General features: G+C 53.5%; 15 protein-coding genes and 1 other RNA gene. 2 read left to right on the top strand and 14 right to left on the bottom strand.

The window, feature by feature from the left end; translation table 11 throughout:
* Positions 1-1270 (top strand): sodium/proton-translocating pyrophosphatase (locus tag VMT71_04160; GenBank protein ID HVN23137.1); only part of this gene is annotated, 1270 nt, incomplete at its 5' end.
* A gap of 131 nt (positions 1271-1401) precedes the next feature.
* Here VMT71_04160 and VMT71_04155 read toward each other — a convergent pair.
* Together VMT71_04155 and VMT71_04150 are read right to left on the bottom strand one after the other, a co-directional pair.
* Positions 1402-1734, bottom strand: coding sequence for a hypothetical protein (locus tag VMT71_04155; protein ID HVN23136.1), 333 nt, complete (start codon positions 1732-1734; stop codon positions 1402-1404).
* A 156-nt stretch (positions 1735-1890) separates the two neighbouring features.
* Positions 1891-2343, bottom strand: coding sequence for a hypothetical protein (locus tag VMT71_04150; protein HVN23135.1), 453 nt, complete (start codon positions 2341-2343; stop codon positions 1891-1893).
* Between the two features lie 89 nt (positions 2344-2432).
* Between VMT71_04150 and VMT71_04145 the strand changes: the two genes are divergently transcribed.
* On the top strand, positions 2433-4061 hold the full coding sequence (locus VMT71_04145; GenBank protein ID HVN23134.1) for an MFS transporter: 1629 nt from the start codon (positions 2433-2435) through the stop codon (positions 4059-4061).
* A gap of 85 nt (positions 4062-4146) precedes the next feature.
* Here the strand turns inward: VMT71_04145 and rpsU are convergent, their stop codons facing one another.
* The 12 genes from rpsU to selA all read right to left on the bottom strand — a co-directional run bounded on the left by rpsU (position 4147) and on the right by selA (position 16372).
* Positions 4147-4344, bottom strand: a complete 198-nt coding sequence (gene rpsU, locus VMT71_04140; protein HVN23133.1) for a 30S ribosomal protein S21 — start codon at positions 4342-4344, stop codon at positions 4147-4149.
* A 10-nt stretch (positions 4345-4354) separates the two neighbouring features.
* A complete protein-coding gene (locus VMT71_04135; protein ID HVN23132.1) occupies positions 4355-4633 on the bottom strand; it encodes an RNA-binding protein in 279 nt (92 codons plus the stop codon).
* Between the two features lie 157 nt (positions 4634-4790).
* Positions 4791-5804: an AmmeMemoRadiSam system radical SAM enzyme gene (amrS, locus tag VMT71_04130; GenBank protein HVN23131.1), complete on the bottom strand. Its 1014-nt coding sequence runs from the start codon at positions 5802-5804 to the stop codon at positions 4791-4793.
* Positions 5764-8178 carry an endopeptidase La gene (gene lon / locus VMT71_04125; GenBank protein HVN23130.1) on the bottom strand — a complete coding sequence of 805 codons (2415 nt, stop codon included), beginning with the start codon at positions 8176-8178 and terminating at the stop codon, positions 5764-5766. Before lon ends, amrS begins: the two co-directional genes overlap by 41 nt.
* Before the next feature lie 20 nt (positions 8179-8198).
* Complete coding sequence (locus VMT71_04120) at positions 8199-9551, bottom strand: aminopeptidase (GenBank protein ID HVN23129.1); 1353 nt, start codon at positions 9549-9551, stop codon at positions 8199-8201.
* Positions 9552-9671: 120 nt separating this feature from the next.
* Positions 9672-10016 carry a phosphomannose isomerase type II C-terminal cupin domain gene (locus VMT71_04115; GenBank protein HVN23128.1) on the bottom strand — a complete coding sequence of 115 codons (345 nt, stop codon included), beginning with the start codon at positions 10014-10016 and terminating at the stop codon, positions 9672-9674.
* A 15-nt stretch (positions 10017-10031) separates the two neighbouring features.
* Positions 10032-10380, bottom strand: a transfer-messenger RNA (tmRNA) gene (gene ssrA / locus VMT71_04110).
* 2 nt (positions 10381-10382) lie between these two features.
* Entirely contained in the window at positions 10383-10841 is a 459-nt protein-coding gene (gene smpB / locus VMT71_04105; GenBank protein ID HVN23127.1) for an SsrA-binding protein SmpB, read from the bottom strand.
* Positions 10842-10910: 69 nt separating this feature from the next.
* Positions 10911-13067, bottom strand: a complete 2157-nt coding sequence (locus VMT71_04100) for an ATP-binding protein (GenBank protein HVN23126.1) — start codon at positions 13065-13067, stop codon at positions 10911-10913.
* A 102-nt stretch (positions 13068-13169) separates the two neighbouring features.
* The gene (pgeF, locus tag VMT71_04095) at positions 13170-14051 is read right to left on the bottom strand and encodes a peptidoglycan editing factor PgeF (protein ID HVN23125.1); all 882 of its coding nucleotides are present in this window, start codon (positions 14049-14051) and stop codon (positions 13170-13172) included.
* Positions 14035-14961 (bottom strand): RluA family pseudouridine synthase, encoded by a 927-nt coding sequence (locus VMT71_04090; protein HVN23124.1) that lies wholly within the window; start codon positions 14959-14961, stop codon positions 14035-14037. Before VMT71_04090 ends, pgeF begins: the two co-directional genes overlap by 17 nt.
* Positions 14951-16372 (bottom strand): L-seryl-tRNA(Sec) selenium transferase, encoded by a 1422-nt coding sequence (gene selA, locus VMT71_04085; GenBank protein ID HVN23123.1) that lies wholly within the window; start codon positions 16370-16372, stop codon positions 14951-14953. Before selA ends, VMT71_04090 begins: the two co-directional genes overlap by 11 nt.
* Between the last annotated feature and the right edge of the window lies 1 nt (position 16373).

The raw sequence follows: 16373 nt of genomic DNA, 5'->3' as shown, positions 1-16373 counted from the left end.
GCTCGCCATCATCATCAGCTGCGGTACCATAGCCGGCGCCCTTATTCCCGAGTTCACCAAGGTCTTCACCAGCACCAGCTCCCGTCACGTGCAGGAAGTTATGGCCTCGGCCCGCCAGGGCGGTGCATCGCTCGATATTCTCTCCGGTTTCGTCGCCGGTAACTTCTCCGCCTTCTGGGAAGGGTTGACCATACTCGTGCTCATGCTCGTCGCCTACCTGGTCTCCTTCAACCCGTCCATACAGGCGCTTATGCCCAAGGAATTTGCCTTTGCCGCGCCTGTCTTCGCGTTCGGCCTCGTGGCTTTCGGATTCCTCGGCATGGGTCCGGTGACCATCGCCGTGGACAGCTTCGGCCCGGTCTCTGACAATGCGCAGTCGGTCTATGAGCTCTCCCGCATCGAGAGCGTGCCCAACATTGCGGCTGAGATCAAGGGGCAGTTCGGTTTCGAGCCTGACTTTGAAAACGGCAAGGATTACCTGGAAGAGGCCGACGGCGCGGGAAACACGTTTAAAGCAACAGCCAAGCCGGTGCTCATCGGAACTGCGGTGGTCGGGGCCACCACCATGGTCTTCGGCATCATCATCCTCTTGGAGCGGATCTTCGGCGGCGCGGTTGCCAAGCTCTCCCTCGTGCAGCCGGAGATCATCCTCGGCCTGCTCATGGGCGGTGCGGTAATCTACTGGTTTACCGGTGCTGCGACCCAGGCGGTCGTCACGGGTGCCTATCGTGCGGTCGTCTTCATCAAGAAGAATATTCAGCTCGACAAAGAGACGGCATCGATCCAGGACAGCAAGGAAGTTGTCAAGATCTGCACGATCTATGCGCAGAAAGGCATGATCAACATCTTCGTCGTGGTCTTCTTCATGGCGCTCGCGCTTTCCTTCTTCAACCCGTATTTCTTCATCGGCTACCTCATTGCCATTGCCTTCTTCGGGCTCTTCCAGGCGATATTCATGGCGAACGCCGGCGGCGCATGGGATAATGCAAAGAAGATCGTCGAGGTCGATCTGAAGGAAAAGAACACACCCCTCCACGAGGCAACCGTTGTCGGTGACACGGTCGGCGATCCGTTCAAAGATACGTCGTCCGTCTCCATGAACCCGGTCATTAAGTTCACGACACTCTTCGGCCTGCTCGCTACCGAGATCGCGGTTACCATGCAGTCCCAGGCACTGAAGACCGGCATCGCCATCGTCTTCTTTGTTATTGCGTTGATCTTCGTCTACCGTTCCTTCTACGGCATGAGGATAGGGGAGGAGAAACTGTAACAAAAAACCCGTGACGGGTTACAGGTTGGAAAAGAGGCGCCTCAGGAAGGAGGCGCCTCTTTTCTTATACGCTGTACGCACATTCCGTATTCAGCTCAGATGGCTAACCCATCGAATGATGCTGTCACCGATTATTTTACGGCCTCGAACTGTTTGAAGCCTTCAGGCAGTTCGTGTGTCTGTAGCGGCCGGTCGGCGCGGATGAACTCGCCTGTGTTGCGGCCGTAAATGTACTGCCCTCCAACGGGCACCTCCCAGCGCTGACCGGACTGCGTGTCGCGTACCACTTCCTGGCCTGTCAACGCCCTCATCCAGCCCTCCCCCTGCTGCGCCATCATTCCGGGCTTTTGTTGCGCTATTGCAACGTGCTGCTGCATGATCTGTTTATTGGTCTGCATGGTTTGAAGGACCCTGTTGGTGGCAGCCTGTAAATTCTCGCTCCGCATCCTGGCAATCTGTTGCATGAGGAATGATCCCGACTGAGATGGAGGACTCAAAGCTCATCGCAACCTGCCACGCTTCATCTTTGACGCTTGGGAACATGTTTTTGGGTGCTTGTACAAAGTATTGCGTGTACACGTTGAAATCTCCACCGTGGCCATTCGGTATGGAGCTGTTCTTCAAGATCCGTCCACGGTAATCGGCTTTCCATCGGGGGCAGTGAAGCTCAAGGTGTAACGCACGGTCAAAGGATCGATCGGCTGCATCTTTTCAATCTTAAGATCGGGAATCCCTCTGTCAATCTGGTAGCCAGGGACAATGATGTGCTGCAGCATCTCGTGTGCCGGCAAAAAAGGGAGTTGCCGGCTGGGTGCCAGATTGCGGCGTACCAGAGTTGTGTATTGGGCCGATCCGCTCCAGAATTCGACATTAGCCGCCTGCATTTTAGGTCCGACAACTGCTGCTGATTGCTCTTCGTCAAACGATCCTCGCGCGAGATTCCACTCAGAAGGCGCGGTAAAGCGCCAGATGGCGCGAGGCGACTGGATCGCCTTCCATCCTCCCGATTTCGCATCACCCTTGCCGGACGTCTCCGCTTGCGAGTGCAGATCATATTGCCGAATAGGTGTCAATAAGAACTGTAGAAGTGGTATGTGCTACAATGAAAGCAATCTGGCCTTGCGGCATCCGATGCATTAACTTTCTGGGGAGCACTAGCGAAGTGAACGATAAGCAACTGCAAAAAACGTCCGCGTGGTCTCCTCTCCTCCAGCCGGTCTTTTGTGGGCTCTGGATTGCTGCCCTGTTTTCCAACATAGGGTCATGGATGCATGATGTTGCGGGAGCCTGGCTCATGACCTCTCTTGCGCCGAAACCGATCATGGTGGCGCTGATGCAGACAGCGAGTACACTGCCGCTTTTTCTCCTCGGTTTGCCTGCGGGTGCGATGGCGGACGTGACCGATCGCCGCCGTCTCCTCATTTTCTTCCAGTTGTGGATGAGTGTTGCAGCGGCTGTTATCGGACTGTTTACAGTGGGAGGGCTCACAACCCCCGTACTGCTTTTGGTTCTTACCTTTGTTCTCCAGATAGGGGGTGCCCTCTCGGGTCCCGTGTGGCAGGCTATTGTGCCTGAACTGGTACCCCGAACGGATCTGCACGCGGCAGTGGCTCTGGGCGCTATGGGATTTAATGTCTCCCGTGCGATAGGTCCCGCTCTGGGCGGCCTGCTGGCAGCTGCTTTGGGACCGGGCGCTGTCTTTCTGCTCAACGCAGTCTCTTTTCTCGGGGTAGTCGCCGTGATTTACCATTGGCGGAGGCCGGTACCGGAGAGCGCTCTGCCGACGGAGCGATTTTTTGCCGCAATACGCACCGGCATGCGCTACGTTGTCCACGCCCCGGAACTGCACGCGCTTTTTATGCCCGCATTTCTCTTCGCCTTTTGCGCCAGCGCCCTGTGGGGTCTTCTACCATTGCTCGCGCGTGAAAGCCTGGGGCTCAGTTCATTCGGATACGGTGTGCTGCTTGGATGTTTGGGTACGGGTGCTGTGGTGGGAGCATTTATCCTGCCGAAAGTGCGGCGGCAGATCTCTGCAGAGCACCTCGTTGCACTGGCGCAGCTCCTTTTCGCGCTGGTCCTTATTGGTCTTGCAGTCCTGCGTAACGCTCTCCTTGTTGGGTTGCTGATGGGCGTAGGGGGCGTGGCCTGGCTATCGCTCTTCTCCACGCTGACTGCAGGGGTACAGTTGGCGGTACCCTCCTGGGTGCGCGGACGGGCGATGGCCAGTTATGGCATTGTGTTTTTCGGAGGACTGGCTGGAGGCAGTGCTCTCTGGGGCATGGTCGCCTCATTCACAGATATTTCCGCTGCTCTGCTTATTGCCGCCGTGGCACTTGGGGTGGCTCTCGTCTTCAATTTGCGTTACCGGATGCCAGTCGGGGAAAATCTCGATCTTACGCCCTCCGCGCGTTGGCGCGAAACAGAGAGAGTCTCGCCGGAGACACCTCCTGACCAAGGACCCGTGCTCGTGACCATCGAATATAAGATTGATCCACTGTCCGCGCGCGAGTTCGCTCAAGCCATGCGCTCCATGCGCCGCATTCGCCTGCGGGACGGGGCACTCCAGTGGGGACTGTTCCGCGACACCGCGGATGTTTCCCGCTACGTTGAATTCTTCATTGTTGAGTCCTGGCTCGAGCACTTGCGCCAACATGAGCGTTTCACCGTCTCCGACCTGGCCGCGGCAAAACTCGTCCGATCCTTTCATATTGGAGAGGCTGCGCCTACAGTGTCTCACCTTCTCTACGCGTACGGGTCGGAGAGCAAGTCTGGTGTGGACGGTGAAAAATAAAAAGGTCGGCCACAATGAACGTGGCCGACCCATGGAGTAACTATAACGTATCTAGCGTCTATTGAAGCGCGGCAGCGACATTAAGCTAAGCTTTCCAGGACTTCCTTCGTTCCGCTTTCAGCCGCCGCTTCCTTGCTTCCCTCTGCTTGCGCCGTTCCCTCTCCGAAGGTTTCTCATAAAAACTTCTCCTCTTGATCTCTTTGAGAACGCCTTCCTTCTGCATCAGACGCTTCAGCGTCTTTATTGCTTTTTCTATGTTGCCGTCGTCAACGTGTACGTACACAGTATCTCCTTTAGTATCTTCTTGGGCCGCCGCTTCTTCTTCCTTTATCTTTGTCCCGCTGCGGACGGGCCTCATCAACATTCATTGTGCGGCCCTGAAGCTGTGTCCCATTCAACCCCGCTTTTGCTTTTTCCGCAGCCTCAGGTGTCGCCATCTCCACAAATCCGAACCCCTTCCCTTCAATCACTGTAACATTTGTCACTTCGCCGTAAGCAGCGAACAGTTCCCTGAGTTTCTCCTTGTCAACGGAATAACTCAGATTTCCTATAAACAATTTTGACCCCTGCATCACAGCCCCCTTTTTCGGTATCTCTCTGTTTTGCAGTCTCTCATGAGGACAGAACTGTGCAAGGCTCCAGAAACAGAAGAAATATCTGATCGAGTATTAATAATACTAGCACATAATTGTGCTAAAAGGAAAGAAAAAGAAGTTTCTTGCGAACGCTTCAGAGCCCGATGCCGTCCAGTCTCGCGCCGCAAAACTTGCAAGCGCCTGCCTCCACACTATACTCTGTGACGGCGAACCCGTATCTTTTTATGAGTGGCTTTTTGCACTGGTAGCAGTAAGTATGTTCCCCGTCAAGACCAGGGATGTTGCCCGTATATACGTAGCGCAACCCTGTTGCGACGCCGATCTGTCGTGCTTTTATTAATAATTTCGATGGCGTAGGAGGAGCGTCGGTAAGTTTGTAGGTAGGATGGAATGCGCTTATGTGCCAGGGGGTTTCCGGCCCGACTTCGTCCCGGATAAATCGGGCTAATGCGTGGAACTCCTCATCGCTGTCATTGAGACCCGGGATAACGAGCGTGGTTATCTCGGTCCAGATCCCGAGGGTTTTGTAGTTCCTGATCGATTCTAGGACACCTTCTACACGAGCTCCGCAGACTCTTTTGTAAAAATCGCCCGAAATAGACTTCAGGTCGATGTTGGCTGCATCGAGATAGGGTCGTATCGCCGCGAGAGGCTCCTTCTCAATATACCCGTTGGTTACGAAGTTATTAGAAATATTACGTTGTTTTGCAAGCCTGGCGATGTCAAAGGCATACTCGTAAAACATTGTCGGTTCGGTGTACGTGTACGATATGCTGCGGCAACCGGTCTTTTCTGCATAATCCACGACATCCTCGGGCGTAAAGGATTCTCCGTCTATGATGCCCTGATCTGTCGGCAGTTGGGATATCTCGTGGTTCTGACAATGCAAGCAGCGGAAGTTGCAGCCGACCGTAGCGATGGAGAAAGCTTTTGACCCTGGAAAATAGTGGAACAGGGGTTTCTTTTCGACGGGATCGACGTGCCACGAGCAGGGTTTTGCATAGACGAGCGTATAGAGAGTGCCGCCTTTATTTTCTCTGACTCCGCATATCCCCCGCTTACCTTCGCTTATCCGGCAATGATGTCTGCAGAGGTAACAATGTACGTTACCGTGGTCGCCTTTCTCGTAGAAGGAGGCTTCTTTCACGATGCACCCTCTTTCCCGGCAGGCGCCGCCTGCTGCGCTGCGGCGCGCTGAAAAGGAGCTTTACGACGTCGTCCATGTCTTTGACAGGGAGAAACGTTATTTTCTCTTTTACGTAGTCGGGAATCTCTTCCAGGTCTTTCAGATTCTCCTCCGGGATGATTACTTTCTTTAATCGCGCCCGAAGGGCGGCAAGCGTCTTCTCTTTGAGACCGCCAACCGGAAGTACCCGTCCTGTTAATGTGATCTCGCCGGTCATCGCGATCTTGGGTGCGACTATTTTTTTGGTGAGGGCGCTGATCATGGCCACAGCCATGGTGATGCCCGCCGAGGGGCCGTCTTTAGGGATCGCACCCTGTGGGACATGGATGTGCATCTCAAGCTCGTCGAAGCTCTGTTGTGGGATGCCGAGCTGTTTCGCCTTGGCTTTTATGTATGTGAGCGCGGCCTGCGCTGACTCTTTCATCACGTCTCCCATGCTGCCTGTAAGCGTGAGCTCCCTTCTTCCTTTTCTGGAAGAGGCTTCCACAAAAAGCAGTTCACCGCCCGTTTCAGTCCATGCAAGGCCACACGCCACGCCGGGTATATCGGTCGAAATGGCTGTCTCGGGCATAAATTTCAAGGGCCCGAGAAAACTGTGCAGGTTCTGAGGGGTGACCATCACTTTCTTCTTGTTTCCCTCGGCGATCCGCTTCGCGACCTTACGGGCGACAGCTGCAATCTCCCGCTCGAGGCCTCGTACACCTGCCTCTCTGGTGTAATCCCGAATGAGTTTCTCCACGGTACTGTCACTGAAAGCGAGCATCCTCCTGCTCAACCCGTTCTCTTTCATCTGTTTCGGGATGAGGTACTTCTTGGCTATCATCATCTTCTCTCGCTCTGTGTAGCCCGGAAGGGAAATGACCTCCATCCTATCCTCGAGCGCAGGTGGAATTGTGTCAATCCGGTTCGCCGTGGTGATGAACATTACTTTAGACAGGTCAAAAGGCAGGTTCAGGTAGTGGTCGCTGAACGCGCAGTTCTGTTCCGGATCCAGCACTTCAAGCAACGCGCTCGCCGGGTCGCCTCTGAAATCCATACCAATCTTGTCTATTTCATCGAGCATGAACACAGGATTGTTTGTGCCTGCCTGCTTGAGGCCCTGGATGATGCGTCCGGGCAGAGCGCCCACATAGGTTCTCCTGTGGCCCCTTATTTCAGCCTCATCCTTCATGCCTCCAAGCGAAATTCTCAAGAAATTCCTCCCCATGGCCCTGGCAATCGACCGGCCCAGCGAGGTCTTCCCCACGCCCGGAGGACCGACAAAGCAGAGTATCGGGCCCTTCATGACACCCTTGAGTTTGATAACGCTCAGAAATTCGAGGATTCTTTCTTTTACCTTGTCCAGACCGTAGTGGTCTTCGTCGAGCGTTCTCTTTACCTTCGCTACCTGGATGTTATCTTTCGTCGAGCAGCTCCAGGGAAGTTCAACGACCCATTCTACATAGGTCCGGAGCATGTTCGATTCCACAGCATCCGGGTGCATCATCTCCAGGCGTTCGATCTGCTTCTTTATTTCCTTCTCCACGTCCTTGGGCATCTTAGCCTTCTTGACGCGTTTCCTGAGATCCTTTGCTTCATCCTCGCGCTCGTCTACTTCGCCGAGTTCAGTCCGTATCGCCTTTATCTGCTCCCTGAGGAAGTAATCCCGTTGACTCTTGGTCATCTCCTCTTTTGCAGTGGAGAGTATTTTTGCCTGCATGTTGAGAAGCTGAATTTCCTTACCGATGATCTCCGAAAGCTTCTTCAGCCGCTCGATGGGATCGACGACCTCAAGTATTTCCTGAGCCTTTCCAACAGGTAACCCCAGATTCGCGCACGCTATGTCGGCAAATCTTCCGGGCTCGTCGATAGTATCGAGTACGAGGAGCACGTCAGGAGAGATCATCCTTCCCATAGAGACGACCTTCTCCATCTCTTCCTTCACATAACGCATCAGCGCTTCGATTTCCAGGGTGATCTCGGTGATGATCGGTTCCTCGATGGTCCTTAATTCCACTAGGTAGGTGGGTCGTTCCTGCGTGTAACGAGCGATCTCGGCCCTTTTCAAGCCTTGCACCAGTATCTTGATCCTGCCGTCCGGAAGTCGCAGCATGCGCATGATTTGAGACACGACGCCAAGGGAGTAGATCCGTGCGGGCAGGGGGTCCTCATCGGTCAGATCCTTCTGCGCTGCGACGAGAATAAGACGATCTGTCGACAGGGATTTTTCTACCGCGTTAATCGACATCTCCCGACCCAAAAATAGAGGGAGAGTCACCGAAGGGTACATCACCATGTCCCGAACAGGGAGCAGTGGCAGTACGTCCGGTATTTTCACCGTTTCGACTTCGATCATTGCTTGATGCCTCCTAGTGCTTACGATGCCAGAAAGGCCTTAAAGGCCAGGTAAGATTCATAAATGTCCAGTTTGCTGGAAATTTCAAAGGGGGAATGCATGGTGAGAAGGGGTACTCCCATATCGATAACATCCATGCCGTATTCGGCTAGATACTTCGCCACAGTTCCACCTCCTCCCTCATCGATTTTACCCAGTTCTCCTGTCTGCCAGATGATATTTTGTTTGGCAAAAAGACGCCTGATCTCTCCTACATATTCTGCGTGAGCATCGCTGGCGCCTACTTTTCCGCCGTGCCCGGTAAATTTCGTCACGCAAATACCGCCTCCCAGATAGCAGGCGTTCTGTTTTTCATGGACTTCCTGCCAATTGGGATTCACAGGCCCGTTGACATCCGCGCTTATCGCCTTCGAATCAAAGAGTATGCGCTCCACGGTTACATCAGACACGGTAAGGCCTGAGGCGCCCAACATCTCGTGCAGATAAATCTTTATGAAGCGCGACTTGGCGCCGGTATCGCCCTCTGACCCGATCTCTTCTTTGTCAACGAAGATCGCGAGAGCCGGATGCGCGGGGGTTTCCGTGTCACAAATTGCCCTGAGGAGCGGATAGGCTGATGCCCTGTCATCCTGCCCGTACGCACCGATCATGCTCCTGTCGAGACCCACATCCCGCGCTTTAAATGCCGGAACGATCTCGATCTCGGCGCTGATAAAGTCTTCCTCCACCACACCGTACCGTTCATTGAGGAGCGTCAGGATCTGACCCTTGACCGCATTCTTTTCCTCGCCCACCAGCGGCAAACTCCCGAAGAGCACGGTCAACTTCTCGCCATCGATAGCTTCGGAGAGCTTCTTCTCATCCTGGGTCTTTCTCGACAGGTGAGGCAGAAGATCATCTATGACAAAAACGGGGTCTTTCTCATCTTCTCCGATTGCCAATTCCACGGTACTTCCGTCAGCCCTCACAATCACGCCATGGATGGCCAAGGGCATTGCCACCCACTGGTACTTCTTGATGCCCCCATAGTAATGTGTGTGCAGGAGTGCAAGATCGAGGTCCTCGTAGAGCGGGTTTTGCTTCAAATCGAGCCTCGGAGCATCAATGTGAGCAATGATGATGCGTAAGCCTTCTGCGGGATCGGCCTTTCCGGGCAGCCATGCCATGACTGCCTTGCCTTTGTTGACGCGGAACATTCTTCCCAAAGCGGAGCCGTCCGCAAAGCCCTTCTGTTTCAGCGCCTCGCCTATGAATCGGGCGGCTTCCCGCTCTGTTTTCGCCAGGTCGAGAAACTCCTTGTAACCATCACAGAAAGTAAAGATCTGGTCGATGTCTGATTTTGTTTTCTTTTTCCAGGCTGATTGTCTTTCCATTGGGAGGTGAGATTATAAGATTACCAGAAATGTGCTGCCCGGTCAACCGGTGGCGAGGAATATGCTCAATTTTCAATAACTTAACGAAAGCGGCAGCGTATTGGGACACGAACGGTCCGTCTAAGACCGGCCGTAGTCGTCTTCTGCGCGAACTATATCATCTTCGCCGAAGTAATCCCCTGTTTGGACCTCGACGAAAACCAACGGTATACTCCCTATGTTCTTAACGCGATGCCACGCCCCCTCCGGGATACTTATCGCGTGACCCGAAACGAGTTGAATCTCCTCTTGGTCTCTGGTGACCAGCGCCTCGCCCTCGAGCACAAACCAGTGTTCTCTTCTGCGCCCGTGCCGCTGAAGAGAGAGTCTCTGCCCAGGGTCAACCACGATTCTCTTTACCTTATGGCGTGGGGCATCCTCAAGAACGCAGAAGTAGCCCCAGGGCCGGTGATCCTCCTCACGCATGCGCTATGTCCTAATTGGTGGAGGCGGCGGGAATCGAACCCGCGTCCAGAGAACAAGACCCAAAGAGCCTACATGCTTAGTTAGTGTTTTAGATCTCGGACGGGAGAACACCCACTAACAAGTTTTCTCTCATCCCAGCCTATCAGATTTCGCCGCCCGATATAGGTGTCCCGGGAAGCTATCCCGCTGAAATGGCGCCCAGTCTGGACCTTAAGCGGGCGGAAGGTCCAGTGGACGTGGCTGTCTTAAGCAGCCAGTGCTAGATCTGTGTCTGCGTTTGTGTTTATTTCTACCTGATAACGGGCAGCTAGATCCCCGGCATGCCTCCGTGACCCTTCTTTCCCTGTCGAAGCCAATCGCCCCCTTCTATCGCGACCGGTACTCCCGGTCATTGATTCGTTTTTCGTCGCGCCGCTTTATATCTTCTCTTTTGTCGACCGAAGTCTTGCCTTTGGCGAGTCCGAATTCCACTTTAACTTTGTTCTTCTCATTAAAGTAGAGGGAAAGCGGTACCAGCGTATATCCCCGCTCCCTCACTTTGCCATACAGCCTGTTGATTTCCCTCTTATGCATCAGAAGTTTTCTGTCCCGCTTGGGTTCGTGATTATATATATTTCCGCAGGAATATGGACTTATATGGGCGTTGGTCAGGATGAGTTCGCCATTACTGATCCGCGCAAAACTATCCTGGAGATTGGCCTTACCCTCTCTTAAGGACTTCACCTCGGTCCCGGTCAAGGCAATTCCCGCTTCGAATTTCTCTTCGATGCGGAAGTCGTGATACGCTTTCCGGTTTGTTGCGACCGTTTTTGCCTCACGTCTCATGCCATTATTATAACACAAAATCGCCCTATTTTCTAGGCTTTAGAGGTCTTTGACTCAGCAATCACGGGCTCACAGGGTGGCGTAAATGACGGGGAGCTCCACTATGAATTTAGCGCCTTTGGGCTTGTTGTCCTCCACACGGATCTTGCCGTGGTGTTCCAGCACAATGGAGTTGACTATAGCCAGCCCGAGACCGGTCCCGTCACGGCCCCTCGTAAAATAGGGATCGAAGATTCTGCCCTTGTCTTCGCTGCGTATCCCCGGACCTGTATCAGCAACTTCTATGAGGACCATCCCCCGGTTCTTGTCGTACCGGGTTCTGAACGTCACGACCCCTTGCTCAACGTCAATAGCTTTGATGGAATTGGTGACGAGGTTTATCAGCGCTCTCTTTATCTTGTCCCTATCCATCCTGAAACTGGGAACGCTCTCCTTCTCGAATTCAAACTTGATATTCTGGTACAGGTTCTTATAGAGCCCCAGCGTCTCCTCCACAACGGTGTTGACGTCCTCAAGCGTCTGGACCGTGGCCGTGTGCGTCAGTCTTGTCAATTCATTCACAATGACCTTGATGTCGTCCGAGGCGCTCAGGATGACCGAAGTGGTTTCATCCAGGATTTCCCTTTCTTTGCCTTCTGATTGCGGGAGCAGCCGTCGCCTGATTCTTTCCGCGGAGAGCTTGATGGGGGTCAAGGGGTTCTTGATTTCGTGGGTCAATTTCTTCGCGATTTCGCGCCACGTGGCAAGCTTCTCGCCTCTCACGATATGGGTTATATCATCAAACGTGCCTATGTAGCCCTGGACGTTTCCGGCCTCATCCTTGAGCACAGTCAGCGATGCCCTGAGATAGACCGTATCCTTTTTCAACGAAAGACGCATCTCCCTCACAATGCTCTCTGTCGATTCACCTTTCACTTCTTTCTGGAAGAAGCGGATAATCTTTCTAAATTCGCTGCCCAGAATCGTTCTTAACGGCTTTCCCATCCAATCATCGGTTTCAACTCCCAGGATGCTCTTTGCTGCTCTGTTCAAGAGCAGGATATTTCCTTTCTCATCGGTGGTGATGATACCCGTGGCCACATTGTCAAGGATAACCTCCATGTATTTTCTCTTCTCTTCGATCTCTGCCTTCGTGACTTTCAGCTCTCTCGCCATTTTGTTGAAAGCGCTCACGAGGGTTCCTATTTCGTCTTTGCCCCTATCTTCCAGGTTGATGTCAAAAGAGCCTTTGGCGATGATGGCCGCGCCTTCCCTCACCTGTTCCAGAGGGACTGCGATCTCGGTCGCCATCTTTACCCCAACCCAGACGGAAAAGAATATCGAGAGCATGGTGATGAGGAAAAGCGGTATGATGAAACTCCACTTTACTACCTTCTTGTAGGGTCTTGATTCTTTGAACTCGATACCGGTGCGTGCGATCTGCTGTATTTGTTCGGTCCCCCGGAAACTGAGCTTTTCACCCAGTATAAGTACAGCCGCGGGCTTACCTGAAGCGTCAAGTATCCCGACCCCCAGTACGATGAACTCTGCGCCTTCGATCGGAAAAATCTGCCAGAGACTTCTCCCCTTGGTGACTGCCTTGGTGGTTGCTCTTGATTTTGCCAGAAGCTGGCGCGCCACGCCCGGGTCCATTTTGCCCAGGCTCTGCAGGACAGTCCCTCCCGCGTCGTACACCCCGAGGTAGTCGAGAAAGTGCACCTGTGCCTCATTCTTTATGAAGGTTCGCAGGCCGTCGGGGTCCTCCAGAAGGTCCTTTTTCTCGATTTGGGCTGCGAGATACTTTCCAATTTTTTCGTATCGATCGTACAGATCGTCATAATAGAGCTGCGACAGTTCAACCGTGGTATCAATGGTGTCTTCAATTTTCTGGCTGAACCATTTGTCCATGGTTACGTAGAAGAAACCCGTGGCTATGATGAAGAGCGTGAATGACGAGATGAGAGAGATGGAGAGCATGGTCAGCGTCAGTTTTGTCTTGAGCCCGGAGCCGTAGACACCTCTCTTTTTTTCGATATTGGTCTTTATGATGATCCTTGCTATGATGAAGACCAGCAGAAGAATAAGAAGAAGGTTTATGTTGAGGAGGACAATGATGAGCTTATTTTCTCCGACCGGGAGAAATCTCGTGAAGAAAGGAAGCTGGGTCTCCAAATAGAGGAGGAGGCCGAACACGGCCACTGTAACCGCGCCAAAAAGAACTTCTTTCTTGAATGCTCTCAAACTCATGTTATCGGTCTAGTCTTTATTCTTTTCCTGGTTCTTCATGATCGGTCTCGCGCCAATGCGATCATAGCCAGTGGCCACCGCCCCTTTTTCAATAGTATATTCCTAGGCCTGGATAACGGCAAAATTAATCTGCCGCCCGTTACCTTTATCCCTCCTGGCTGAATAGAAAAGGTCTTTCCTGCAAAACGTGCAGAGGTCTACGTCATTGATTTCACGCAAGCCCTCATTGCGAAGCATGCGGGTATTAGCTGCCTTCAAGTCGAGAAATAAAGAGCCCTGGCGTTCCTGTACAACCGGTTCGCCGAATCCTTGCTCTCTGAAGACACGTGCCACATCCTCCTGCACGTTGTAGCAGCATGGTCCGATGCCGGGCCCGATCAGCGCACACATCTCCTTTGGGGAGACGCCAAGTGCCTTAAGCATTCTTACTGCTTTGCCTGCAATGCCGAGGGCTGTTCCTCTCCAACCCGCGTGCACGATGGCCACAGCCGGCACAGAGAGCGCATAGATGAGCACTGGAAGGCAATCTGCTGTCTTTACGATGCCTGCCACGTTCTTTTCCAGAAGGATAAGGCCGTCTCCTGCGGTTGGTCGCTCGCCTCTCTTGATCAGATGCACCGAATCACCATGCTCCTGGTTCATCAGGATATGATGCTCGAGAGAGAAGGCCTTGATAGGGCCATCTATCCCTGGGACACCCGCACGCGGGTACCCGGTCGCCCCCTCCCGCGGCAAAGGCGCACCCGCACGCGGGTACTTGGCCTCCCCTCCACCCTCCAGCCGCTTCACGGCTGCGGGTACCCGGCCGCCGCGCTCGCTAGATAGATTTCCACGAGCTTGTCCGTGGAAATCTATTCCCTCTTCTTCACTCGACGCATCGCGGGGTCTCGTGACGAACCCGTGAAATATGCCCGCTTCTTCCAGGGCCGGCCAGCAGATGTAGGACCATTGGCCTTGATTCTTGAACTCAAAGAGCATGTTCATTGATGAACTCTTCAAACTCCCGGGGCACTGGCGCCTCCACCTGCATAGGGGTTCTTGTTATCGGATGCTCGATGAGGATCCTGTAGGCGTGGAGCAGGGGCCGCCCGGTAAGCTTCCTGGCCTTTCTACCGTACAGCTCATCACCTACTATGGGATGACCGATCGATGCCATGTGCACCCGTATCTGGTGTGTGCGTCCGGTCTCCGGATAGACCTCCATGTACGTGAAGCCCGCGAGCCTTTTAATGACTCTGAACCTGCTCATCGAATATCTGCCACCCTTGGTGACCAGCGCCATTTTTTTTCTCAGGGTGGGATGTCTTCCTATGGAGCCCTCGATTACACCCTCATCCTTCCTGACGGTTCCTTCAATCACTGCCCTGTAGGTCTTTTTCACCCTTCTGTCGTGAAACTGAGATGACAGTGCTTCCTGTGTTCCTGGATCCTTTGCCACGAGGATGACGCCGCTCGTATCTTTGTCAAGCCTATGTACAATGCCGGGGCGCTGTGCATCCCCTCCGTTCGAGTCGCCCTTGCTTGCAGGGATGGCTGGCCGCTTGAGATAGGCGAGAATAGCATTGACGAGAGTGCCGCTCTGGTGGCCGCATGAAGGGTGCACCACCATATCCACCGATTTGTTGATCGCGAGAAGATACTCGTCTTCATACAGTATCGCAAGAGGTATCTCTTCAGGGCAGAGACTCAACGGCTCTTCAGCCACCACTTCGCCCTCGATCTCCATGCCCTGCTTTACTTTCATGGAGGGCTTCGGAGACTTGTTCAGAACCCGCACGTGGCCTCCGGCGATCAGTGCCTGCACTCTCGCTCTGGTCAGCGACAGGGCTTCAGCAATGTACGTATCGATTCGGATATTATTCTTATCGGAAACGAGATGAAATTTACGTTCCATTCGCGAGTGCAGCCGCGATACCTGAGACGAGAGGGGATTCATCCATCTTTTGAATAGTTCGCACATCTACAAGAAGCCGATCATGACCGATTCGGGCTATGATGGGGGTTTCCAGTTTTCTCAGCTTTTCCTCGAATATTTTGAGGCTTGTGGTGAGAGGCTCGAGCGCCAATCCATAAGATGGTAACGCAACGTCGGGAAGGCTTCCGCCGCCCACTTCGCCTGTCAGTCTTACCACGGAAACGGAAAGCTGGGCCGAGCATTTTCGCAGCGCGGCTGCGAGCCGGGAAGCCCTTCTCTTCAGAGTTGCCTCGTCCGTGTGAATCATTGCAAGGGTCGGTATCTGCTCGCGCCTCTCTTCATCCGCGTAAAGGAAAAGCGTAGCTTCGAGCGCAGCAATAGTGAACTTGTCCGGGCGCAGCGCTCTGAGCAGAGGATTTTTCTTCATGGCTTCAACATAGACCGCCTTGCCGACGATTATGCCTGCCTGGGGACCTCCCAAAAGCTTGTCTGCGCTGAATGACATTATGTCCAGTCCGCTACCTGCAAGAGTGCCAATAACCGGCTCATCAAATGTTCTGCCCTCGCTGATCGGATACAGAAGACCGCTTCCGGCGTCGTAGAAGACCGGAACACGATGTTGCCTGCCTACCTCCACGAGCTCCTCCACGGTGGTCTCGTGCACGAAGCCCCGTATGCGATAGTTGCTCGTATGCGCCTTCATGAGCAGGCCTGTGTTTTCGTTGAGAGCTCGCTCATAATCCTCTTTAAAGGTACGATTTGTAGTACCTACCTCTCGCAGCGTTGCTCCGCTCTTCTTCATTACATCAGGTATCCTGAAGGAACCGCCAATCTCTATCAGTTCACCCCTGGCGATGACCACTTCCTTGCCCTGGGCAAACGTATCGAGAACCAGGAGAACTGCTGCAGCGTTGTTATTCACGACGAGAGATGCCTCGGTTCCGGTGAGCCTCTGCAGGATTGATGAGCAATGCTCGTAACGGTCGCCTCGCTTCCCCTTATTGAGGTCATACTCCAGGTTGGAATAGCTCGACGCAATGTTAACGAGGGCATCGATCGCGGGTCTGGCAAGGAGCGATCTTCCCAGGTTTGTGTGAATGACTACACCCGTACCATTGATCACTCTTCGCAGGCTGGGCCTTGAAAGTTCCAGGGCGCGCCGTCCCGCTTCCTCAACGATGCGCTCTAACGCTGGTATAGACGCTATTTTTCTTTCTTTGATGTTGATGCGGAGCTCTTCAAGTACAGCTCTCAGGGCCTCTTTCAGCCCTTCCTCAGGGTAAAGGGCGAGGAGTTCCTTCCACTGAGAATGTTTCAACACCTGGTCGACTTTGGGTATCTTTCTGAACAGGTTATCCATTTGTGCGGGGCTCGCTGGATGGATTTCCACA

It is taken from the genome of Syntrophorhabdales bacterium (assembly GCA_035541455.1).
GTDB lineage: Bacteria > Desulfobacterota > Syntrophorhabdia > Syntrophorhabdales > WCHB1-27 > JADGQN01.
Note: the sequence above shows the minus strand (reverse complement) of the source record. Positions and strands in the feature narration are given on the sequence as shown.